This is a genomic window from Micromonospora sp. NBRC 110037, assembly GCF_001652995.1.
Taxonomy (GTDB): domain Bacteria; phylum Actinomycetota; class Actinomycetes; order Mycobacteriales; family Micromonosporaceae; genus Micromonospora; species Micromonospora chalcea.
In genome coordinates this window covers 655,230-680,810 of the sequence record NZ_BBVA01000002.1, presented here as the reverse complement: position 1 = coordinate 680,810, position 25,581 = coordinate 655,230, and the positions used below count along the sequence as shown (strand labels likewise).

The window sequence follows — 25,581 nt, the reverse complement described above, 5'->3', positions numbered from 1 at the left end:
GGGCGCTCCTCAGGGCCGGCCGGGTCACGAGTCGGAGCCTTCCAGGGCCATCCGGACCAGGCCGGCGACGTCGAGTTCGCGGATCTGGGTCTCGGGTGCGGACGGCGTGACCGGGGCAGCGGACGCCACGGCCGGCGTGCCGGCACTCGTACGGGCCAGCTGGAGCAGCTGGTCGAGCAGGCCCGCCTGCCGCAGCTCGTCGAGCGGGATCGCGGCGAGGGCCCGGCGCACGGACTCCTCGTCGCCGCCGTCGCCGTCCTCCCCCGCAGCGCCCGCGAAGAGCTGCTCGTACAGGTGGCCGGCCAGGCCGTCCGGGGTGGGGTAGTCGAAGACGACGGTGGTGGGCAGGTCGTGCCCGGTCGCCGCGGTGAGCAGGTTGCGCAGTTCCACGGCGGTGAGCGAGTCGAAGCCGAGGTCCAGGAAGCCCCGGTCGGTCTCGATCGCGTCGGCGGAGGGGTGGCCGAGCACCTTCGCCGCGTCGACCCGCACCATCTCCAGCAGTGCGGCCCGCCGCTCGTCGTCCGGCAGCGCCCGCAGCCCGGCGAGCAGGTCCCGGGCGCCGGGCGCGACCGCCTCCGGCGCCTCGGCGGGGGCGGCGGCCAGCCCGCGTACGGCCGGCAGGTCGGCCAGCAGCGGACTGGGCCGCAGCGAGGTGAACAGCGGCTGGAAGGTGGCCCAGTCGACGTCGGCGACGGTGACGCAGCTGTCGCCGACCGCCAGGGCGTGCCGCAGCCCGGCCATCGCCACGCCGGGCGGCATCACCTGGAGGCCGCGGCGGCGCAGTTGCTCCGCCGCACCCTCGGTGTACATGCCCGACTCGGTCCACGGTCCCCAGGCGATGGAGGTGGCCGCCCGGCCCTGGCCGCGTCGCCGCTCGGCGAGCGCGTCCAGGTAGGCGTTACCGGCCGCGTACGCGCCCTGTCCGCCGCTGCCCCACACCGCCGAGATGGACGAGAAGAGCACGAACGCGTCCAGTTCGGCGTCGCCGAGCAGCTCGTCGAGGTGTTCGGCGCCGCAGACCTTCGGGGCGATGACGTACGCCAGGTCCTCCAGGGTGGTGTCGGCCAGCGGCACCACCTCGCTGACACCCGCGGCGTGCACCACCGCGCGCAGCGGCGGCCCCTCCCGCCGGAGATCGGCCAGGAGGTCGGTGACGGCGGCGCGGTCGGCGGCGTCGCAGCGGACCACCCGGCAGTCCACGCCGAGCCCGGCCAGCTCGGAGATCAGCTCGGCGGCGCCCGGGGTGCCGGTCCCCCGCCGGCTGGTCAGCACCACCCGTTGCGCGCCCTCGGCGGCCACCCAGCGGGCCACGTGCCCACCGAGCGCACCGGCGCCGCCGGTGATCAGCACCGTGCCCCGGGGCTGCCACGGCGTGAGTTCCCCGTCGGTGGTGGTGGCCGGTACGAGCCGCCGCACCAGCACCCCGGACTCGCGGACGGCGAGCTGGTCCTCCACGCCGCCGCCGGTGAGGATGCCGCCGAGACGCATCGCCGTCCACGGCTCCAGGTCAGTGGGCAGGTCGACCAGCCCGGCCCAGCGGGCGGGCTGCTCCAGCGCGGCCACCCGGCCCAGGCCCCACAGCATCGCCTGCCGCGGGTTGGCCGGGGCGTCGCCGTCGCCGAGGCCGACGGCGCCCTGGGTGACGCACCAGAGCCGGACCGAGGCGTCGAGGTCGACGAGCTGCTGGAGCAGGTGCACGGTCGCGGCGAGGCCGCGCGGCAGCGCCGGGTGCTCGGCGTGCGGGGCGTCGTCCAGGCCGAGGAAGGACAGGATCGACAGCGGCCCGTCGCCCGCGCCGAGCGCCTCGGTGAGCACGTCGGCGAACCCGCCGCACAGCTCCTCGGAGTCGGCGGCGGTGTCCACGGGCACGATGCTCACCTCGGCGCCCAGGGCCCAGGTGCAGGAGTGCAGGTCGGGGTCGTCGGCCCGGTCGGCGGGCAGCAGCACCAGCCACCGGCCGGGGTCCTGCTCCTGCGAGGTCTCCGCGATGGGCTCCCAGACCGCCCGGTAGCGGGTGCCGTCGACCAGGGCCTGCTCCCGGCCGCGCCGGCGCCACGCCGACAGGGCGGGCAGCACGGTGCCGAACGGCTGGTCGCGGTGCACGTCGAGGTCGCGGGCCAGCGACTCCAGGTCCTCGGCCTCGACCGCGGCCCAGAAGCGGCGCTCGACCTCGGTGGCCTCGTCGGCGGCCACGAGGGCGGCCCACGGCGGCGGCTCCGGCCAGTAGCGCTGCCGGTCGAACGCGTAGGTGGGCAGCTCGACCCGCTGGGCGCCGGTACCGGCGTAGACGGCGGACCAGTCCGGGGAGACGCCGTGGGTGTGCAGCGCGGCGAGCGCGCGCAGCAGGGTGCTCGGCTCGGCGCGGTCCCGGCGCAGGGCGGGCACCACCAGCGGGGCCCGGCCGCCGGCCGGGGCATCGGCCAGGACGGCCTGGGCGAGGGCGGTGAGCACCCCGTCCGGGCCGATCTCGACGTAGCCGGTGACGTTGCGCTCGCGCAGTGCCACGACGGCGTCGGCGAAGCGTACCGCCTCGCGGGCGTGGCGCACCCAGTAGCCGGGCGCGCCGATCTCCGCCGCGTCGACCGGCGCGCCGGTGACGGTGGAGACCATCGGGATGCTCGGAGCCGCGTACCGCAGCCGTCCGGCGACGGCGGCGAGGTCGTCGAGCACCGGATCCATCAGCGGACTGTGGAACGCGTGGCTGACCGCCAGGCGCCGGACCCGGACACCCCGGGCGGCCCACTGGGCGGCCAGTTCCTCGACGGCGTCGCCGGCCCCGGACACCACGACCGCGGCGGGGCCGTTGACGGCCGCGACGGAGACCCGGTCGGCCCGCTCACCGAGCGTGGCGGTCACCTCGGCCTCGGTGGCGGCGACGGCGAGCATCGCCCCCCCGGCCGGCAGCGCCTGCATCAGCCGGCCCCGGGCGGCGACCAGCTCGGCGGCGTCGGCCAGGGAGAGCACACCGGCGGCGTGGGCGGCCGCGATCTCGCCGATCGAGTGCCCGGCGACGGCGTCGGGGCGGACCCCCCACGCCTCGAACAGCCGGAACAGCGCCACCTCCACGGCGAACAGCGCCGGCTGGGTGAATTCGGTGCGGTCCAGCGCCTCGGCCTCATGCGTGCCGGGCTCGGCGAAGAGCAGTGGCCTGAGCGGGCGGGGCAGGTGCGCGTCGAGGGCGGCGCAGGCCTCGTCCAGGGCGGCGGCGAAGACGGGGAACGCCTCGGCCAGCTCGCGACCCATCCCGGCCCGCTGGGCGCCCTGCCCCGAGAACAGGTACGCCACCTTCGGCCGGGGCACCGCCACGCCGGTGACCACCAGCGGCGCGTCCTCGCCGGCGCCGAGGGCGCGCAGCCCGGCGCCCAGCGCGATCCGGTCGGTGGCCAGCACGACGGCCCGGTGTTCCAGGGCGGCCCGGGCGACGGCCGACGACCAGCCGACGTCGACCGTACGTGGCGCCTCCAGCCCGGTGAGCTGCTCGGACCAGCGCTGCGCCTGGGCGGCCAGCGCGAGCCCCGAACGGCCCGACAGCAGCACCGGCACCACCGGCAGCCGCGCCGGGTCACCGGTCGGCTGCTCGGCTTCGACCGGCTCCGGGGCCTGCTCCAGGATGGTGTGCGCGTTGGTGCCGCTGATGCCGAACGAGGAGACGGCGGCGCGGCGCGGGTGGTCGGTGACCGGCCAGGGGCGGCCCTCGCGGAGCAGTTCGACCGCACCGACGCTCCAGTCCACCTGGTCGGTCGGCTCGTCCACGTGCAGGGTCTGCGGCAGGTAGCCGTGCCGCAGCGCCAGCACCATCTTGATGATCCCGGCGACACCGGCGGCGGCCTGGGTGTGACCGATGTTCGACTTGATCGAGCCGAGCCAGAGCGGCTGCTCGGCGGGCCGCTCCCGGCCGTACGTGGCGAGCAGGGCCTGCGCCTCGATCGGGTCGCCGAGCTTCGTGCCGGTGCCGTGCGCCTCGACGGCGTCCACGTCGGCCGGGGCGAGGCCGGCGTTGGCGAGCGCCTGCCGGATCACCCGCTGCTGCGACGGCCCGTTCGGGGCGGTGAGGCCGTTGGAAGCGCCGTCCTGGTTGACGGCGCTGCCCCGGATGACCGCGAGCACCGGGTGACCGTTGCGGCGGGCGTCGGAGAGCCGCTCGACGAGCAGCAGGCCGAGGCCCTCGCCCCAGCCGGTGCCGTCGGCGGCGGAGGCGAACGCCTTGACCCGGCTGTCCGGGGCGAGGCCCCGCTGCCGGCTGAAGCCGACGAACACCCCGGGGGTGGACATGACGGTGACGCCGCCGACCAGGGCGAGTGAGCACTCCGAGCGGCGCAGCGCCTGGCAGGCCCAGTGCAGCGCGACCAGCGACGACGAGCAGGCGGTGTCGACCGAGACGGCGGGGCCCTCCAGCCCGAGGGTGTACGACACCCGGCCCGACAGGACGCTGCCGGCGTTGCCGGTCATCAGGTGCCCCTCGGCGCCCTCGGCGCTGAACATCAGGTTGCGGTAGTCCTGGTAGTTGGTGCCGACGAATACGCCGGTGGCGCTGCCGCGCAGCGTGTGCGGGTCGATCCCGGCCCGCTCGACCGCCTCCCAGGACGCCTCCAGCAGCAGCCGCTGCTGCGGGTCCATGGCGAGGGCCTCGCGGGGGCTGATGCCGAAGAAGCCGGCGTCGAAGTCGGTGGCGCCGGTGACGAAGCCACCCTCACGGGCGTAGCTGGTGCCCTCCTTCTCCGGGTCGGAGTCGAAGAGCCGGTCCAGGTCCCAGCCCCGGTCGGTGGGGAACTCCCCGATGGCGTCGCCGCCGGCGGCGAGGAGCTGCCACAGTTGCTCCGGGGTGTCCGCCCCACCGGGCAGGCGGCAGCTCATCGCCACGATGGCGATCGGGTCGTCGTCCTCGGCCGCGGCGGCCGGGGCGGGGGTGGTCGCGTCGGGGACGATCCCGGTGAGCAGTTCGCCGAGGTGCGCGGCGAGCACCGTCGGGTTCGGATAGTCGAAGGCGAGCGTCGCGGGCAGCCGCAGGTCGGTGGCGGCGGCCAGGAAGTTGCGCATGTCGACTGCCGTCAGCGAATCCAGGCCGAGGTCGCGGAAGGGCTGGGTGGCCGGGATGTCGTCGGCGGCGCCGTAGCCGAGGGCCGTCGCCGCGCACTGCCGCACCAGCTCCAGCAGTGTCGCGGTGCGCTCCCCCGGCGCGAGCGCGGCGAGCCGCCGGGCGAGGGCCGATGGTACGCCCGTCTCCTCCTCGGCGGCCTCCTGCTGCCCGGCCGGCTGCGTCGCCTCCTGGGCCTCGGCGAGGTCGCCGATCAGCGGGCTGGGCCGCACCAGGGTGAACGCGGGGGCGAAACGGGCCCAGTCGATGTCGGCGACGACTGTGGTGGGCTCGTCGCGGCGCAGCGCCCGGGCGAGGGCCTCGACGGCCAGTTCCGGGTCCATGCCGATCATGCCGCCCCGGCGCAGCCGTTCCTGGGCGCGTTCGTTCTCGGCGGGCAGGCCGGCCCCGCGCCAGGCGCCCCAGGCCACCGAGAGGGCCGGCAGTCCCTCGGCCCGGCGCCGCTCGGCGAGGGCGTCGAGGAAGGCGTTGGCCGCCCCGTACGCGCCCTGCCCGGCGTTGCCGGTGGTTCCGGCCACCGAGGAGAAGAGCACGAAGGCGTCCAGGTCGAGGTCGCGGGTCAGCTCGTCCAGGTGCAGCGCGGCGACGCACTTCGACGCGGCGACGGTGTGCAGGCGCTGCGCGGTGACGGTGTCGACGATGCCGTCGTCGAGGACGGCGGCGGTGTGCAGCACGGCGCTCAGCGGGGCGTCGGCGGGGACGGCGGCGAGCAGGTCGGCCACCTGTGCCCGGTCGGCGACGTCGCAGCGGGCCACTGTGACCCGTACGCCGAGACCGGTCAGCTCCGCCTCCAGCTCGGCGGCGCCCGGCGCGTCCGGGCCGCGCCGGCTGGCCAGCAGGACGTGCGCGGCGCCGGAGCGGCCCGCCCAGCGGGCCAGATGCCCGCCCAGTCCGCCGGTGCCACCGGTGATCAGCACGGTGCCGCGCATCCGCCGGGTGTCGTCCGCGTCGCCGGAGTCGACCGGCTCGGGTTCGGTGATCCGGGTGAGGCGGCGGACGAAGACGCCGGAGGCGCGGACGGCGAGCTGGTCCTCGCCCCGGCCGGACTGCTCCGCGCCGTCGTCGCCGAAGGTGTCTTCGCCACCGCTGGCGCCGAGCGCCGCGCAGAGCAGCGCGCCGGCCTGCGCGTCGAGCACGTCGGGCAGGTCGAGCAGGCCGCCCCAGCGGGCGGGGTGTTCCAGGGCGACGGCGCGGCCGAGCCCCCAGACGGAGGCGGCGGCGGGGCGCGGCGCCGGGTCGTCGGCGCAGGCCACGACGGCTCCCCGGGTGGCGCACCACAGCGGCGCCTCGACGCCGAGCAGCCCGAGCGCCTGCACCAGCAGGGCGGTGCCCGAGACGGCCAGCGAGGTGGCCGGGTGCTCCGGGTGCGCCCGCTCGTCCAGACCCAGCAGCGAGAGCACGGCGACGGGTCCGTCCGGGCCGGTGAGCGCGGCGCTCAGCCGCTCGGCCAGCGCCGCCGGGTCGTGTGTGACGTCCAACTCCACCGGGACGACGTCCGCGCCGAAGTTACCCAGGGCCGACAGCACGTCGGTGACCAGCGGGTCGTCGCCCAGCGCCGCGGGCACCGGCACGAGCCAGGTGCCGGCGAGCCAGGTCAGCGGCAGGTCGGGCAGGGCCCGCCAGGTGACCCGGTAGCGCCAGCGGTCGATGTCCGGGGCGGCGTCGGCCGCGGTGAGGAAGAGCGGCGGCGCGGGCCAGTACCGGTGGTGGTCGAAGGCGTACGTGGGCAGGTCGACGGTGGCCGCGGCGGGCAGCACCCTCGTCAGGTCGACGGGCAGGCCGACGGCGTACGCGGTGGCGAGGTTGGTCAGCAGCCGGGTCGCGTCGTCGTCACCACGACGCAGACTGCCGATGGTGTGCCCGCTCACGCCGGTGTCGTCGAGGATCGCGGTGACCGGCATCGTCAGCACCGGGTGCGGGCTGATCTCGACGAACGTGGTGTGCCCGGCAGCAACAGCCGTCCGCACGGCCGCGTCGAAGAGCACAGTCTGCCGCAGGTTGTCGTACCAGTAGTCAGCGGTCATCACCGCCGGATCCACCCAGTCCCCGGTGAGAGTGGACACGAGCCGGGTGTGACCGGCCCGCGGACCGACACCGGCCAGGTCCGCCCGAAGCTGCTCGGCGACCTCCTGCACCGCGGGCGAATGCGACGCGTAGTCCACCGGGATCAGCCGGGCACGAACACCCTCGGCCCCGCACGCCTGGACAAGGCCGGCGACGTGCTCCGGCGGACCCGACACCACGACGGTGGACGGGCCGTTGACCGCCGCGACCCCGACACCCGGGAACGCCGGCAGCCGCTCGGCCACCGCCTCCGCCGACAGGTCCACCGACGCCATCGTCCCGGTACCCCGCAGCACCGCCAGCGCACGCGACCGCAACGCCACCGTCCGCGCCGCGTCCTCCAGGCTCAGAATGCCCGCCACACACGCCGCGCCGATCTCACCCTGCGAGTGGCCGATCACGGCGTCCGGAACCACACCCGCCGCACGCCACACCGCCGCCAGAGCGACACCGACGGCCCACAGCACCGGCTGCACCACCTCGACCCGGTCCAGCCACGACTCGTCCTCGCCCGTGAGCACCGACACGAGATCCACATCGAGATACGGCGCCAACGCCCGCCGGCACTCCGCCAGACACTCGTCGAACACCGGCGTACGACCCACCAGCCCCGCCGCCATCCGCGCCGACTGCGCGCCCTGACCCGGAAACACGAAGACCGGACCCGCACCCGGACTCGACGCCACCCCCGTGACCACGTTCCCCGCCGGCTGACCGGCAGCGAAGGCATCCAGCCCGGCAAGCAACCCCTCGACGGACGACCCGACGACAACGACGCGATGATCGAACGCCGACCGGGTAGCCGCCAACGACCAGCCCACCTCCACCGGATCGATCCCACCCCGCTCACGCACGTGCCGCGCAAGCCGGGCAACCTGACCGGCCAACGCCGTCCCCGACCGCGCCGACACCGGCCAGGCCACCACATCCGAAGCGACCAACCCCGCCCCACGCCCACCCGCATCCGACTCGACCGGCTCAGCCGACTGCTCGATGATCACGTGAGCGTTGGTGCCGGAGATGCCGAACGAGGAGACGGCGCCCCGGCGTACCCGGCCCGTCTCGGGCCACGGGCGGGCCTGCGTCACCAGTTCCACCGCGCCGGCCGTCCAGTCGACGTGCGGCGACGGCGCGTCGACGTGCAGCGTCGCCGGCACGAGGCCGTGCCGGATGGCGAGCACCAGCTTGATCACGCCGGCCACGCCCGCGGCGGCCTGGGCATGGCCGATGTTCGACTTCACCGAGCCGAGCAGCAGTGGCGGTGCCTCGTCACGGTCCTGCCCGTACGTGGCGATGAGCGCCTGCGCCTCGATCGGGTCGCCCAGCCTGGTGCCGGTGCCGTGCGCCTCCACCACGTCGACGTCGGCGGTGGAGAGCCGGGCGGAGGTGAGGGCCTGGCTGATGACCCGCTGCTGGGCCGGCCCGTTGGGCGCGGTCAGCCCGTTCGACGCGCCGTCCTGGTTGACGGCGGTGCCGCGGACCACAGCCAGGACGCGGTGGCCGTTGCGGCGGGCGTCCGACAGCCGCTCGACCAGCAGCCAGCCGACCCCCTCGGAGAACCCGGCGCCGTCGGCGGCGGCGGCGAACGACCGGCAGCGCCCGTCGGTGGAGAGTGCGCGCTGCCGGCTGGATCCGATGTAGAGGCCCGGGGTGGCCATCACGGTCACCCCGCCGGCCAGCGCCAGGTCGCACTCCCCCGCCCGCAGCGCCTGTACGGCGAGGTGCAGCGCCACCAGCGACGACGAGCAGGCCGTGTCGATGGATACGGCCGGTCCTTCGAGCCCGAGGGCGTACGACACCCGGCCCGACGCGACGGCCGCCGCGCCCCCGGTCATCGAGTGCCCTTCGTCGCCGTCGGGCGACATCATCAGCAGGGTGCCGTAGTCCTGCCCGTTGGTGCCGACGAACACCCCGGTCCGGCTGCCGCGCAGCGAGGCGGGGTCGATGCCGGCGGCCTCTACCGCCTCCCAGGAGGTCTCCAGCAGCAGCCGCTGCTGGGGGTCCATGGTCAGCGCCTCGCGCGGCGAGATGCCGAAGAAGGCGGAGTCGAAGTCGCCGGCCCCGTCGACGAACCCGCCCTCCCGGGCGTACGAGGTGCCCGGGTGGTCGGGGTCGGGGTGGTAGAGGCGCTCCAGGTCCCAGCCCCGGTCGTCGGGGAAGGGCGCGACGGCGTCCCGGCCGTCCCGCAACAGCTCCCACAGGTCGTCGGGGTTGCGCACCCCGCCCGGCAACCGGCAGCTCATCGCCACGATCGCCACCGGCTCCAGTTCCTGGGACTGGGCCTCGCTGAGTCGGCGGCGGGTGTCGTGGAGATCAGCCATGACCCGCTTGAGGTAGTCGCGGAGCTTGTCTTCGTTGGCCATCGGAGTGCCGCTTCCTCGAAAGAGACGGGAGAGAGCTGGAGCTGGGTCAGGAGATGCCGAGGTCCTTGTCCACCATCGCGAACAGTTCGTCGTCGGTGGCGTCGTCGAGGTGCCGGCCGATGTCGGCGCCACCGCTGTCCTGGCCGAGCCGGGAGAGCATCGCCTGCAGGCGTACGGTGGCCCGCACCCGGGCCGCCTCGTCCCGGGCGACCACGTCGAGGCCCTCGGCGATCCGGTCCAGATCGTCGAGGAGCGCGTTCGGGGTGACCACGTCGTCGTGGGCGACCTCGGCGTAGAGGTACTCCGCCAGGGTCGTCGGGGTCGGGTAGTCGAAGACCAGGGTGACCGGGAGGGCCACGGCGGTGGCCGCGCCGAGCCGGTTACGCAGCTCGACGGCGGTGACGGAGTCGAAGCCCAGCTCCCGGAACGCCCGATGCTCGTCCACGGAGTCGGCGGACGGGTAGTTGAGCACGGCGGCGACCTGGCCACGGACCAGGCCGAGCAGCACGGCGAACCGCTCGGCGGCGGGCAGCCCGGCGAGCCGCTCCCGCAACGACTCCGGGCCGTCGCCGACCTCCACGCTGCCCATCGCCTCGGCGGCGGCGAGCCGCCGCACGTCCGGCAGGTCGCTGATCAGCGGACCGGGCCGGGTGGCGGTGAACGCGACGGAGAACCGTTCCCAGGCGATGTCGGCGATGGTGAGGAACGCCTCGCCGTGGTCCACGGCCTGGTGCAGCGCGGTGATCGCCGCCTCCGGGGTCATCTCGGGTACGCCGTGGCGGTGCAGCAGCTCGCCGAGCGGCCCGTCGGCCATGCCGCCGCCGGCCCACGCCCCCCAGGCGACGGAGGTGGCGGTGAGGCCGAGGCCCCGGCGGTGCTGGGCGAGCGCGTCGAGGAACGCGTTGCTCGGGGCGTAGTTGCCGACGCCGGAGCTGGCCACGCTGCCGGCGAAGGACGAGAACATGACGAACGCGGACAGCTCGTGGTCGAGGGTCAGCTCGTGCAGGTTGTACGCGACGTCGACCTTGGCCCGCAGCACCCGTTCGATCTGCTCGGGCCGGATGTCGTTGATCATGGCGTCGTCGAGGACCGCGGAGGCGTGCACGACCGCGGTGAGCGGGTACTCGGCGGGGATCGCCTCGATCAGCTCGGCCAGGGCGTCGCGGTCGGAGGCGTCGCACTCGACCACTGTGGCCTGGGCGCCCAGCGCGGTGAGGTCGTCGACGAGCTGCTGCGCGCCGGGCGCGGCCATGCCCCGCCGGCTGACGACGACGATGTTCTCCACACCGCTGCGGGCCAGCCAGCGGGCGGCGTGCCCACCGAGTGCGCCGGTGCCGCCGGTGACGAGCCCCGTGCCGTACGGCTGCCACGGGTTGGCGGGCTGACTGTCGCCGAGCGGGACGCGGGTGAGCCGGCGGGCGAGCAGGCCGCTCGGGCGTACCGCGATCTGGTCCTCGTCCCCGGCGGTGGTGAGGGCCGCGACCAGCAGGTCGGCACAGCGGTCCTCCACGGCCTCGGGCAGGTCCACGAGGCCGCCCCAGCGCTGCGGGTGCTCCAGCGCGGCGACCCGGCCGAAGCCCCAGACCAGCGACTGCGCCGGGGCGCGCAGCAGGTCGGCCATGCCTACCGACGCGGCGCCGGAGGTGACGCTCCACATCGGCGCGCGCAGGCCGATGTCGCCGAGGGCCTGGAAGAGCGCGACGGTGGCGGCGAAGCCGCCGGGCACGGAGGGGTACAGCGGGTGGGCCAGCTCGTCGAAGGCGAGCAGCGAGACCACGCCGGCGGCGTCGGCGGTGGCGTCGCCGCCCGGTGCGGCGGCGAGCGCCTCCTGCAGCAGCTTGCCGAACTGGTCGCGGTCGACGTCGGGCGTGGAGACGGCCACCGGCACGAGCGTCGCGCCGGCCGCCGCGATCGCCTCGACGCAGGCGTCCTGCCAGGGCTCGATGATGTCGCCGGTCGGCATGACCACGACCCAGGTGCCGTCCATGCCCCGGTTGGCGACGCCGGTCAGGGGCTTCCAGGTGTCCTGGTAGCGCCAACTGTCGATGTCGGCCTGCCGGCGCCGCTGCCGGCGCCAGGAGGTGAGCATCGGCAGGGCCGGCAGCAGCGCGTCGAGAACCTCGTGTGCCGGGGTCTCCTCGGTGGCGATGGTCTCGGCGAGCGCCGTGACGTCCCCGCTCTCGACGGCGGCCCAGAAGCCCGCGTCGCCCGGGTCGCCGCTCATGCCCGACAGCAGGGTCTCCAGGTCGGGCCCGCCGCTGCCGTCGAGCCAGAACCGCTGGTGGTCGAAGGCGTACGTGGGCAGCGGCGCGACCTCGGTCTCGGCGAGGACGCCCGCCAGGTCGACGGGCAGGCCGACGGCGTACGCGGTGGCGAGGTTGGTCAGCAGCCGGGTCGCGTCGTCGTCGCCCCGGCGCAGGCTGCCGATGGTGTGCCCGCTCGCGCCGGTGTCGTCGAGGATCGCGGTGACCGGCATCGTCAGCACCGGGTGCGGGCTGATCTCGACGAACGTGGTGTGCCCGGCGGCGACCGCCGTACGGACCGCGGCGTCGAACTGCACGGTCTGCCGCAGGTTGTCGTACCAGTGCTCCGCGCCCATGGTGAGCGGGTCGGCCCACTCGCCCGTGAGGGTGGAGACCAGCCGGGTGTGGCCGGCCCGCGGGGTGACGCCGGCCAGGTCCGCGCGGAGCTGCTCGGCCACCTGCCGCACGGCCTCGGAGTGCGACGCGTAGTCCACGGGGATCAGCCGGGCGCGGACGCCCTGCGCCTGGCACGCCTGCACGAGGTCGGCCACGGGCTGCGGCGGGCCGGACACCACGACGGTGGACGGCCCGTTGACGGCCGCGACTCCGACGCCCGGGAACTCCCCCAGGCGCTCGGTGACCGCGTCGGCGGACAGGTCGATCGACGCCATCGTCCCGGTCCCCCGCAGCACCGTCAGCGCCCGCGACCGCAACGCCACTGCCTTCGCGGCGTCCTCCAGGCTCAGGATCCCGGCGACACAGGCCGCCCCGATCTCGCCCTGGGAGTGACCGATCACCGCGTCCGGGACGACGCCCGCCGCGCGCCACACGGCCGCCAGGGCGATGCCGACGGCCCACAGCACCGGCTGCACGACCTCGACCCGCTCCAGCCACGACTCGTCGTCACCGGTCAACACCGCGACGAGGTCCACGTCGAGGTACGGCGCCAGGGCCCGCTGGCACTCGGCCAGCTTCGCGTCGAACACCGGCGTACGACCGACGAGCCCGGCCGCCATCCGCGCCGACTGCGCCCCCTGACCCGGGAACACGAAGACGGGACCTGCGCCGGCGCTGGTGACCGTACCGGTTACGAGGTTCCCCGCCGGCTGGCCGGCGGCGAGGGCGTCCAGCCCGGCCAGCAGCTCGTCGGCGGTCGACCCGACGACGGCGGCACGGTGGTCGAACGTCGAGCGGGTGGTGGCCAGCGACCAGCCGACCGCCGCCGGATCGATCTCGCCGCGCCTGCGCAGGAAGTCCGCGAGCCGGGCCGCCTGCCCGCCCAGGGCGGTCCTCGACCGGGCCGACACCGGCCAGAGGGTCACGTCCGAGGCGACCAGGCCCGGCCGGCGCGCGGGCTCGACGGCGCCGGTCCCGTCCGCCTGCCCGCCGTCGACGGTCGCCGCCTCGGCGACGCGCGGGCGGTACTCCTCCAGGATGACGTGGGCGTTGGTGCCGCTGACCCCGAAGGAGGAGACGCCGCCGCGGCGGGGGCGGTCCAGTTCCGGCCACGGCTTGGACTCGGTGAGCAGGGAGACCGCCCCGGCCGTCCAGTCCACGTGCGGGGACGGCTCGTCGATGTGCAGGGTCTCCGGCATGACGCCGTTACGCAGCGCCATCACCATCTTGACCAGCCCGGCGACGCCGGCGGCGCTCTGGGTGTGGCCGATGTTCGACTTCACCGAGCCCAGCCACAGCGGACGGTCCGCCGGGCGGTCCTGCCCGTACGTGGCGATGAGCGCCTGCGCCTCGATCGGGTCGCCGAGGGTGGTGCCGGTGCCGTGCGCCTCGACCATGTCGACGTCGGCGGAGCCGAGCCGGGCGTTGGCGAGGGCCTGGCGGATGACCCGCTGCTGAGAGGGGCCGTTGGGGGCGGTGAGCCCGTTGGAGGCGCCGTCCTGGTTGAGGGCGCTGCCCCGGATCACGGCGAGGACCGGGTGGCCGTTGCGTTCGGCGTCGGCCAGCCGCTCCACGACGAGCACGCCGCCGCCCTCGCCCCAGCCGGTGCCGTCCGCGCCGGCCGCGAAGGCCCGGCACCGGCCGTCGACGGACATGCCGCGCTGCCGGGAGAAGACGACGAACACGCCGGGGGTGACCATGACGGTGACGCCACCGGCGATGGCCAGGTCGCACTCGCCGCGGCGCAGGGCGTTCACGGCGAGGTGCAGGGCCACCAGCGAGGAGGAGCAGGCGGTGTCCACGGTGACGGCCGGGCCGTTGAGGCCGAGGGTGAACGAGATCCGGCCGGACGCCACGCTCGTGGTGTTGCCGGTGCCGATGTACATGTCGACGCCCTCGGGCACGTTCGGCAGACCCATGCCGTAGTTCGAGGTGCTCAGCCCGACGAAGACACCGGTGGAGCTGCCGCGCAGCGACAGCGGGTCGATGCCGGCCCGCTCGACGGCCTCCCAGGACGTCTCCAGCAGCAGCCGCTGCTGCGGGTCCATGGCGAGGGCCTCACGCGGCGAGATCCCGAACAGGGACGGGTCGAAGTCACCGGCGCCGTCGAGGAACCCGCCGATGCGGGTGTAGCTCTTGCCCGGCTTGTTCGGGTCGGGGTCGTAGAGCGCCTCCAGGTCCCAGCCCCGGTCGTCCGGGAACTCGGTCAGCGCGTCCCGGCCGTCGGCGACAAGCTCCCACAGGTCCTCCGGCGACCGCACGCCACCCGGGAAGCGGCAGCTCATCGAGACGATGGCCAGCGGTTCCTGGTCGCGGGCCTCGACGGTCTGCAGCTTGCGCTTGGTGTCGTGCAGGTCGGCTGTCACCCGCTTCAGGAAGTACCGCAGCTTGTCGTCGCTCATCGGGTGGCCCCTGCCTCGGTCCGAAGGTTGGTCATCTCAGGAGATTCCAAACTCTTTGCTGATGAAGTCGAAGATCTCGTCGTCGCTGGCCGAGTCGAGGTCTGGCCGGTCCGGTTCGACGGCGGGCCCGGCCGCCAGGTCGGACGCCTTGGCGAGCAGGTCCTGCATCCGGGCGGTGAACCGGGCGCGGGCCGCCGGGTCGAGCGGGATGGCGGTGAGCAGGCTCTCCACCGTGTCGATGCCCTGGAAGAGCGGCTGGGTGGAGGGCGCCGCGTCGGCGGCGATCTCGCTCGTCAGCTTCTCGGCGAGCGCCGTCGGCGTCGGGTAGTCGAACACGAGCGTCGCCGGCAGCCGCAGACCGGACAGGCTGTTGAGCCGGTTGCGCAGGTCGACGGCGGTGAGCGAGTCGAAGCCCAGGTCGGTGAAGAGCCGGTTCGGGTCGACCGCGTCCGAGCCGGCGTGGCCGAGGACGGCGGCGATGTTCGCGCGTACCACGTCGAGCACCACCTTGAGCCGCTCCGGGGCGGCCAGTCCGGCGAGCCGCCGGCCGAGTTGCACCCCGCCGGAGCGGGCACCGGTGGCGTCCATGGAGCGTCGCAGCGGCACCCGGACCAGGGCCCGGAGCATGGGCGCGAGGGTGCCGGTCTCCGCCTGCCCGCGCAGCGTCCCGACGTCCAGGCGCATCGGCAGGACGGTTGCCGCGTCGAGCCGCCACGCGGCGTCGAAGAGATCCAGCGCCTGTTCGGTGGCCAGGCCGGTGGCGCCCTGCTCGGCCATCCGCCGCACGTCGTCGCCGCCGAGGTGGCCCGTCATGCCGCTGGCCTGCGCCCACAGGCCCCAGGCGAGCGAGATGCCGGCGAGCCCGCGTGCCCGGCGGTGCGCCGCGAGGGCGTCGAGGAAGGCGTTCGACGCCGCGTAGTTGGACTGGCCGGCGCTGCCCAGCGTGGCCGCCGCCGACGAGAACAGGACGAAGGCCGCGAGGTTCGCGTCGGCCGTGAGGCGGTGCAGGTGCCAGGCACCGTCGATCTTCGGCACGGCGACCGCGTCCACCCGTTCGGGGGTCATCGACTCCAGCACGCTGTCGTCGAGGACGCCGGCGGCGTGCACCACGGCGGTGAGCGGGTGCGCTGCCGGCACCCCGGCCAGCAGCGCCGACAGGGCCTCGGGGTCGGCGGCGTCGCAGGCCGCGACGGTCACCTCCGTACCGGTGCCGGCGAGTTCGTCGACCAGGTCGCCGATCCCCTCGGCCGCCGCGCCGCGCCGCCCGGCCAGCAGCAGGTGCCGTACGCCGTGGCTGGTGGCGAGGTGGCGGGCCAGGATGCGGCCCAGCACGCCCGTGCCGCCGGTGATCAGCACGGTGCCGGCCGGGTCGATCCCGCCGGGCAGCGGCTCGACACCGGCCGGAACCCGGCCGAGCCGTGGGGTGCGGACCTGCCCGTCGCGCACGGCGAGCTGCGGCTCGCCGGAGGCGATGGCGGCGGCCAGCGCGGCGGCGCTGTCCGGGGCGTCGTCGAGGTCGACGAGCTGGCACCGGCCCGGGTGTTCGAGCTGGGCGGCGCGCAGCAGGCCCCAGACCGGGGCCTGGCGCAGGTTCACCTGCTCCTGCTCCCCCGCCGCGACCGCGTCCCGGGTGACGAGCACCAGCCGCGAGTCGGCGAACCGGTCGTCGGCGAGCCAGGTCCGCAACGCGGCGAGCGTACGGTGCGTGGCGGCGCGCGCCTGCGCGGCGAGCTCCGGGTCCGACGGGTTCCCGGCGTCGCCGATCGGGACGATCACCAGCTCGGGCGCCGGCTCACCCCCGGCGAGCAGGTCGCCGAGGGTGTCGAGCCCGACGTCGGTACGCACCCGGGCACCGGCCGCCTCGCAGGCCGCGCTGAGCACCAGGTCGTCGCCGAGCGCCACCCAGCGGATGGCCGCCGGCACGGGGCCGGTGGGCACCGGCAGCACGGGCCAGTCCACCTGGAACAGCGACTCGTGCCGGCCGGAGCGGGCCGCGCCGAGGGAGTCCCCGGAGACACGGCGCATGATCAGCGAGTCGACGTGCAGCACCGGGGCGCCGGTGGCGTCGGCCACCTGGAACGAGACGCCGACCTCGCCGGCCGCGGCGACGCGCACGCGCAGGGCGGTGGCCCCGGCGGCGAGCAGGGAGACCCCGGTCCAGGCGAACGGCAGACGGGGCACGCCGGCGTCGGCGCCGTCGCCCATCCGGCCGAGGAAGCCGCCGATCGACATGGCCTGCAGCGCGCCGTCGAGCAGCGCCGGGTGCACGCCGAAGCGGCCGGCCTCGGCGTGGTGGCCGGCGGGCAGCTCGACCTCGGCGAAGACCTCGTCGTCGCGGATCCACGCGGCACGCAGACCCCGGAACGCCGGCCCGTACCCGAAGACGGTCGCCTCGATGCCGGAGTAGAAGTCGTCGGACTCGACGCGCGTCGCGCCGGGCGGCGGCCACACCCCCAGGTCGAAGGCAGGCGCGGCGTCGGCCGGCTGCGGGCCGAGCAGGCCGGTGGCGTGGCAGGTCCAGGCGACGTCGGCGAGGATCTCGTCGGAGCCGTCCCGGTAGGGCCGGGAGTGGAGCTGGACGGTGCGCCGCCCGTCGTCGTCGCGGTCGCCGACCGTCAGCTGCACCTGGAGCGCGCCGAGTTCGGGCAGGACGAGCGGGGCGAGCAGCGTCAGCTCCTCCACCGTCGGGCAGCCGGCCTGCGCACCGGCGTATGTGGCGAGTTCCACGAAGGCGGTGCCGGGCAGCAGGATGTTGTCCATCACCCGGTGCTCGCCGAGCCACGGGTGGGTACGCACCGACAGCCGCCCGGTGAAGACCATCCGCTCGCTGTCGGGGAACGTCAGCGTGGCGCTGAGCAGCGGGTGCCCGGCGTCCTGGAGACCGGCGGAGCTGACGTCCTGCGCCCGGTGCGCCGGCGGCTCGACCCAGTACCGCTGGTGGTCGAAGGCGTACGTGGGCAGGGCGACAGGGTCGGTCCCGGCGAGGACGGCCGTCAGGTCGACGGGCAGGCCGATCGCGTGGGCGGTAGCCAGGTTGGTCAGCAGCCGCGTCGGGTCGTCGTCACCGCGCCGCAGGCTGCCCAGCGTGTGCCCGGTGACGCCGGCGTCGTCCAGGATCGCCGTCACCGGCATCGTCAACACCGGGTGGGGGCTGATCTCGACGAACGTGGTGTGCCCGGCGGCGACAGCGACGCGCACGGCGGCGTCGAACTGCACGGTCTGCCGCAGGTTGTCGTACCAGTAGCCGGCGTCCATCGAGGACGGTTCGACCCAGTCACCGGTCAACGTCGAGACGAGCCGAGTGTGCCCCGGCTGCGGGCTCACGTCGGCCAGGTCCGCGCGCAACTGCTCCGCGACGTCCTGCACCGCCGCCGAGTGCGACGCGTAGTCCACCGGGATCAACCGCGCCCGCACCCCGTCGGCCTGACACGCCTCCACCAGATCCGCGACCGGCTGCGGCGGACCCGACACCACCACCGTCGACGGGCCGTTCACCGCCGCCACCCCGACACCCGGGAACGCCGGCAGCCGCTCAGCCACCGCCTCCGCCGACAGGTCCACCGACGCCATCGTCCCGGTACCCCGCAGCACCGTCAGCGCCCGCGACCGCAACGCCACCGCCTTCGCCGCGTCCTCCAGGGAGAGAATCCCCGCCACACACGCCGCGCCGATCTCACCCTGCGAGTGACCGACCACCGCCGCCGGAACCACACCCGCGTACTGCCACACCGCCGCCAGCGCCACACCAACAGCCCACAGCACCGGCTGCACGACCTCGACCCGCTCCAGCCACGACTCGTCGTCACCGGTCAACACCGCAACGAGGTCCACATCGAGGTACGGGGCCAGGGCCCGCTGACACTCCGCCAGACGCGCGTCGAACACCGGCGCACGACCCACCAGACCGGCCGCCATCCGCGCCGACTGCGCACCCTGACCCGGGAACACGAACACCGCACTCGTCCCGACGGCCGTACCCGTGACCAGGTTCCCCGCCGGCGCACCAGCCGCCAGGGCGTCCAGCCCCGCCAGCAACTCTTCCGTGCTCGACCCGACCACTGCCGCCCGGTGGTCGAACGTCGACCGGGTCGTCGTCAGGGACCAGCCCACCGCCGCCGCATCGACCTCGCCGTGCTCGCGTACGTGCCGGGCCAGCCGGGCCGCCTGGCCGGTCAGGGCTTCCCTCGACCGCCCCGACAGCGGCCATGCCACGACGCCGGAATCCACGAGGCCGGGCCGGGTGTCCACGCGTGCGGCGTCGACCGGCTCGTCACCCTGCTCGATGATCACGTGGGCGTTCGTGCCGGAGATGCCGAACGACGACACCGCCGCCCGGCGCGGCCGGTCCACCGCCGGCCACGGCCGCGACTCCGTGGCCAGCTCGACGGCGCCGGAGGTCCAGTCGATGTGCGGGGACGGCTCGTCCACGTGCAGCGTCGCCGGGACGAGGCCGTGCCGGATGGCCTGCACCATCTTGATCACACCGGCCACCCCGGCGGCGGCCTGGGCGTGGCCGATGTTCGACTTGATCGAGCCGAGCAGCAGCGGCCGGTCGGCGGGCCGCTCCCGCCCGTACGTGGCCAGCAGGGCCTGCGCCTCGATCGGGTCACCGAGCGTCGTGCCCGTGCCGTGCGCCTCGACCACGTCCACGTCGGCCGTGGTAAGGCGGGCCGACGCCAGCGCCTGCCGGATCACCCGCTGCTGCGAGGGACCGTTCGGGGCGGTCAGCCCGTTGGAGGCGCCGTCCTGGTTGATCGCCGAGCCGCGCACCACCGCGTACACGGTGCGGCCCTGTCGGCGCGCGTCGGAGAGCCGCTGCACGAGCAGCATGCCCACGCCCTCGGACCAGCCGGTGCCGTCGGCGGACGCGGCGAACGACTTGCACCGGCCGTCGGCGGCCAGGCCGCGCTGCCGGGAGAACTCGACGAAGGCGGTCGGGGTGGCCATCACCATCACGCCACCGGCGAGGGCCATGTCGCACTCGCCGCGCCGCAGCGCCTGACCGGCCCAGTGCAGGGCCACCAGCGACGAGGAGCAGGCCGTGTCCAGCGACACCGCCGGCCCCTCCAGCCCGAACGTGTACGCCACCCGGCCGGAGATGACGCTGCTGGTCATCCCGGTCAGCATGTAGCCCTCGGCGGCCTCCGGCGAGTACGCGAGCAGCGAGCCGTAGTCCTGGCCGCTGGTGCCGACGAAGACGCCGGTGCTGCTGCCCCGTACGTCGGCCGGGTCGATGCCGGCGGACTCGAAGGACTCCCAGGTGGTTTCCAGAAGCAGCCGCTGCTGCGGGTCCATGGCCAGGGCCTCGCGGGGCGAGATGCCGAAGAACCCGGGGTCGAACCGGTCCACGCCGCTGAGGAAGCCGCCGCCGCGGGCGTAGAAGGTGCCGGGGGCGTCGGGGTCGGGGCTGTAGAGGCTGTCGAGGTCCCAGCCACGGTCGGTCGGCAGGTCGCTGATCGCGTCGACGCCGTCGACCACCAGCCGCCACAGGTCGTCGGGCGACCACACGCCGCCGGGCAGCCGGCAGGCCATGCCGATGATCGCGAGGGGCTCGTCGTCGCCGACCGGCACGGTGGTCGTCGCGGGTCGCACGGGGACCGGGGTGCCGGCGATCTCCGTACCCAGGAAGCCCGCCAGGTCGTGCGGGGTCGGATAGTCGAAGACGAGGGTGGCCGGCAGCCGCATCCCGAAGGCGTTGTTGAGCCGGTTGCGCATCTCGACGGCGGTCAGCGAGTCGAAGCCGAACTCGCTGAACGCCCGGCGCGGCTCGATGGCCGCCGGGTCGGGGTAGCCGAGCACGGCGGCGGCCTGCCCGCGGACGATCTCGACCAGCGCGGCGGCCCGCTCGGCGTCGCCCAGCCCGGCGAGCTGCTGCACCAGTGACGCGCCGGTGGTGGCCGCGGCGGCGCGCGCGGGCGTGCGGATCAGCGCCCGGTACAGCGGCGGGATGCTCCCGCCGGCGAACTGCACCTTCATCGCGGCGAGGTCCAGCCGGGCCGGGACGAGCGCGGCGTCGGTGGTGCGGCAGGCCACGTCGAAGAGCGCGAGCCCCTCCTCGGCCTCCATGGCGGCGACGCCGGAGCGGGAGATCCGGTTGAGGTGGACGTCGTCCAGCTCGGTGGTCATGCCGCTGCGGTCGGCCCAGAGGCCCCAGGCGAGGGTGAGCGCGGCGAGGCCGCGCGCCTTGCGGTGGTGGGCCAGCCCGTCGAGGAACGCGTTGGCGGCGGCGTAGTTGCCCTGGCCCGGGCCGCCTGCGGTGGCGGCCAGCGAGGAGTACGAGACGAACGCCTTCAGGCCGAGGTCGGCGGTCAGCTCGTGCAGGTGCCACGCGGCGTCGACCTTGGGCCGCAGCACGCCGTCCATCCGCTCGGGGGTGAGCGAGGAGATGACGCCGTCGTCGCGGACGCCCGCGGCGTGGACGACAGCGGTGAGGGGGTGCTCCGCCGGGATGCCGGCCAGCAGCTCGGCCACGGCGGCGCGGTCGGCGACGTCGCAGGCGGCGACGGTGACGCTCACGCCGAGCGCCTCCAGCTCGGCGCAGAGCTCCGCGACGCCCCCGGCGGCGCGGCCGCGCCGGCTGGTGAGGATGAGGTGCCGGACGCCGTACGTGCTGACCAGGTGCCGGCTCATCAGCTGGCCGAGGGTGCCGGTGGCGCCGGTGATCAGCACGGTGCCGTCGGAGTCGAACGGGGCGGCCGGCGGCTCGGCCGGGGCGGGAACCCGGGTGAGCCGGGCGCCGGCGGCGACACCCGCGCGGATCACGACCTGCGGTTCGTCGGTCGCGACGGCCGGGACGAGCGCGGCGGCACAGCCGGCCACGTCGTCGACGTCGACAAGCACGAACCGGTCGGGGTTCTCCGACTGGGCGGAGCGGAGCAGGCCGATCACGGCGGCGCCGGCCAGGTCGGTCAGGTCGGCGTCCCGGTCGGTGGCGACCGCGCCCGAGGTCAGCACCACCAGCCGGGACACCGCGTAGCGCTCCTCGGCGAGGAACTGCTGGAGCACGGCAAGCACCCGGTGGGTCGCCTCGGCGACGGCGCGCGGCACGTCCGCCGACGCGGGCGGGTCGAGCAACGGCAGGACCAGCACGCCGGGCGCGTCCGTCCCGTCGTCCATCGCCGTGGCCAGGGCCGTCAGGTCGGGGTACGCCGCCACGGCCGTGCCGGTGGCCGCGACCGCGTCGGTGAGCGCCGCGGCGTCGCCGATGACCGCCCAGTCGACAGTGGACGGGCCGGCGGGCAGCGCGAGCGGCGCCCAATCGACCTGGAAGAGCGACTCGGTGCCGCCGCCGGAGGCGGTGCGGAGCTGGTCGGCGGAGACCGGCCGCAGGACCAGGGAGCCGACGGAGATGACGGGCGCACCGGTGACGTCGGTGAGCAGCAGCGAGATGCTGTCGGGGCCGGTGTGCGAGACCCGGACGCGGGCCGCCGCGGCCCCGGCGCCGTGCAGGGCGACGTCGTTCCAGGAGAACGGCAGCCGGCCGTACCCCGGGGGCATGCCCGCCCCTGAAGGCTCTCCGGCCGACGTGGTCAGGCCGAGGGTGTGCAGCGCCGCGTCGAGCAGGGCCGGGTGCAGGCCGTACCCGCCGGCCTCGGCGGCGGGGGCCTCGGGCAGCGCCAGCTCGGCGAAGAGGTCGTCGCCGCGCCGCCACGCGGAGCGCAGGGCGATGAAGGACGGACCGTAGTCGTAGCCCTGGGCGGAGAGGTTCAGGTAGAGGTCGTCGGTGCCGACCTCGGTGGCGCCCGACGGCGGCCAGGTGGTCAGGTCGGACCAGCCGGCGGGGCCGCTCGGGGCGGCGGGGCCGCTGGCCAGCACACCGCTGGCGTTGCGGGTCCAGGTCCGCTCGCCCGCGCCCTCGGCCGGCTCGCCGTCCTGGGCGGAGTGCAGCGACACGGACCGGCAGCCGGTCTCGTCGGCCGGGCCGATCCAGAGCTGGATGTCGACGCCCCCGGTCTCCGGCAGGATCAGCGGCGACTCCAGGGTGAGTTCGCGGACGTGGTCCGCGCCGACGTGCGCGCCGGCCTGGAGGGCGAGTTCGACGAAGCCCGTGCCGGGCAGCAGCACGGTGTCGAAGACGACGTGGTCACAGATCCACGGGTGGGTACGCCGGGCCAGCCGGCCGGTGAACAGGAACCCCTCGGCGTGCGCGACGCCGATGGCGGCCCCGAGCAGGGGGTGTTGCGCGGGGCGCAGGCCGACGGCGGTGACGTCGCCGGTCCACCCGGCGCCCGCCTCGGGCCAGTAGCGCTGGTGCTGGAAGGCGTACGTGGGCAGGTCGACGCGCCGCGCGCCGGTCTCGGCGAACCACTGCCGCCAGTCGACCGCAACCCCGCGCACGTGCAGCTCGGCCAGCCCGGCCAGCAGCCCGTGCGCCTCGGGCCGGTCCGCGCGCTGCGCCGGCACGGCGAGCACGGCGTCGTCGGCGGGCAGGATGTCGCCGACCATCGCGGTCAGCACGCTGCGCGGGCCGACCTCCAGGAACGTGTCCGCCCCGGCGGCGCGCAGCGCGGCGACCCCGTCAGCGAACCGCACCGCCTCGCGCACGTGCCGCACCCAGTACTCCGGCGTGCGGATCTCATCGCCGGCCAGGGCACCGGTCACGTTCGACACGACCGGCAGCACCGGCGCGGCGAACTCCAACCCGTCGAGAACGGCCCGGAAATCAGCGAGCATCGGCTCCATCAACGGACTGTGGAACGCGTGGCTGACCGCGAGCCGACGCGTCCGCACACCCCGGTCCTTCCAGACCCGCTCCACCTCGTCGAGGGCCTCAACGGCACCGGAGACCACAACAGCCTGCGGACCATTGACCGCCGCGATCCCTACACCGGCCAGCCCGTCCAGCGCCGCCGCCACATCGGCCTCGGCCGCCGCGACCGCCAGCATCCCGCCACCCGTCGGCAGCGCCTGCATCAACCGGCCCCGCGCCGCCACCAACGCACAGGCGTGCTCCAGCGACAGCACCCCCGCCACGTACGCGGCCGTGACCTCGCCGATCGAGTGGCCGCCGACCAGGTCGGGGGCGACGCCGAAGGACTCGACGAGACGGAACAGCGCCACCTCGACCGCGAACAACCCCGCCTGCGTGAACACCGTCTGGTCCAGCAGCTCCGCCTCAGCCGAACCCGGCTCGGCGAAGAGCACCTCACGCAGCGGGCGCGGCAGGGCCCTGTCCAGGTGCCCGCACGCCTCGTCGAGGGCGGCGGCGAACACCGGGAACTCGACGTACAGCTCCCGGCCCATGCCGGCGCGCTGCGCACCCTGGCCGGAGAACAGCACCGCCAACGGACCCCGGCCGCCGGCCTGGCCCACGACAACCGCACCCGACGGCTGCCCGGCGGCCAGGGCACGCAACCCGCCCAGCAACTCCTCACGGCCGGTCGCGGAAACCACGGCCCGGTGCTCCAGGGTGGAGCGTGAGGTGACCGACGAGAAGGCCACGTCCAGGGGCCGCAGGGTCTCGTCGGCGGCGATCCGGGCCGCCCAGCGGCCCGCCTGCGCGGCGAGGCCGGCCGCGTCCCGGGCCGACACCGGCACCGGCACGACCGGCCGCTCGACCGGCAACGCGGCGTCGGCCGACGGGGACTGCTGGGGCGCCGGAGCCTGCTCCAGGATGGTGTGGGCGTTCGTGCCGGACACCCCGAACGAGGAGACGGCCGAGCGGCGCGGCCGGCTCACCGCCGGCCACGGCGTCGCCTCGGTCACCAGCGACACCTCGCCGGCCGACCAGTCGACCTCGGGCGTCGGCTCGTCCACGTGCAGGGTGGGCGGTACGACGCCGTGCCGCATCGCCATGACCATCTTGATCACACCGGCGACACCGGCGGCGGCCTGGGCGTGACCGATGTTCGACTTGACCGACCCGAGCAGCAGCGGCGCCGAGTCCCCCCGGTCCTGCCCGTACGTGGCGAGCAGCGCCTGCGCCTCGATCGGGTCGCCGAGCCGGGTGCCGGTGCCGTGCGCCTCCACCACGTCCACGCCGCCGGTGGCGAGGCCGGCGTTGGCCAGCGCCTGCTGGATCACCCGCTGCTGCGACGGCCCGTTCGGGGCGCTCAGGCCGTTGGAGGCGCCGTCCTGGTTGACGGCGCTGCCCCGCACCACGGCGAGGACGGGGTGGCCGTTGCGCTGCGCGTCCGACAGCCGCTCCAGCACCAGGACGCCGACGCCCTCGGACCAGCCGGTCCCGTCGGCGGCGGCGGCGAACGCCTTGCAGCGGCCGTCGGCGGCGAGGCCGCGCTGCCGGGAGAACTCGACGAAGGCGGCCGGGGTGCACATGGCGGTGACCCCGGCGACGATCGCCAGGGTGCACTCCCGCTGCCGCAGCGCCTGCCCCGCCAGGTGCAGGGCGACCAGCGAGGACGAGCAGGCGGTGTCGATGGTGACCGCCGGGCCCTCCAGCCCGAAGGTGTAGGCGATCCGGCCGGAGACCACGCTGCCGGCGTTGCCGGTCATCAGGTGCCCCTCCAGGCCCTGCGCGGCGCCCATCAGCACGGTGCCGTAGTCCTGGCCGGTGCTGCCGGCGAAGACGCCGGTGCGGCTGCCGCGCAGCGAGTGCGGGTCGATGCCGGCCCGCTCCAGGGCCTCCCACGATGTCTCCAGCAGCCAGCGCTGCTGCGGGTCCATCGCCAGCGCCTCGCGGGGGGAGATCGCGAAGAAGCCCGGGTCGAAGTCGGCCAGGTCGTGGACGAAGCCGCCCTGCCGCGTGTACGACGTGCCGCTCTGTTCGGGGTCGCTGTCGTAGAGCGACCCGAGGTCCCAGCCGCGGTCCTCGGGGAAGTCGGTGACCACGTCCCGGCCGGACGCGACCACCTCCCACAGGTCCTCGGGAGAGCGCACCCCGCCGGGGAAGCGGCAGCTCATGGAGACGATGGCGACCGGTTCCTGTTCACCGGCCTCCACCTCGCGCAGGCGCTGGCGCACCTGGTGCAGGTCAGCGGTGACCCGCTTGAGGTAGTCGAGAAGCTTCGCCTCGTCAGCCATGGACCGCGCACTCCTTGTGTTGACCCGTCGTCGCAGCA

Annotated in this window: 3 protein-coding genes; all 3 read right to left on the bottom strand. The window is 75.2% G+C overall.

Features of this window, described 5'->3' with window-relative positions; all coding sequences use genetic code 11:
- Positions 1-24: 24 nt before the first annotated feature.
- Genes A4R25_RS02360 through A4R25_RS02350 form a run of 3 tightly spaced genes read right to left on the bottom strand, consistent with a single transcriptional unit; the run spans position 25 to position 25,543 of the window.
- Positions 25-9,522 (bottom strand): type I polyketide synthase, encoded by a 9,498-nt coding sequence (locus A4R25_RS02360; RefSeq protein ID WP_064445431.1) that lies wholly within the window; start codon positions 9,520-9,522, stop codon positions 25-27.
- Positions 9,523-9,568: 46 nt separating this feature from the next.
- A complete protein-coding gene (locus tag A4R25_RS02355) occupies positions 9,569-14,563 on the bottom strand; it encodes a type I polyketide synthase (RefSeq protein WP_064445430.1) in 4,995 nt (1,664 codons plus the stop codon).
- Positions 14,564-14,599: 36 nt separating this feature from the next.
- Positions 14,600-25,543 carry a type I polyketide synthase gene (locus A4R25_RS02350; RefSeq protein WP_064445429.1) on the bottom strand — a complete coding sequence of 3,648 codons (10,944 nt, stop codon included), beginning with the start codon at positions 25,541-25,543 and terminating at the stop codon, positions 14,600-14,602.
- Positions 25,544-25,581 lie beyond the last annotated feature (38 nt).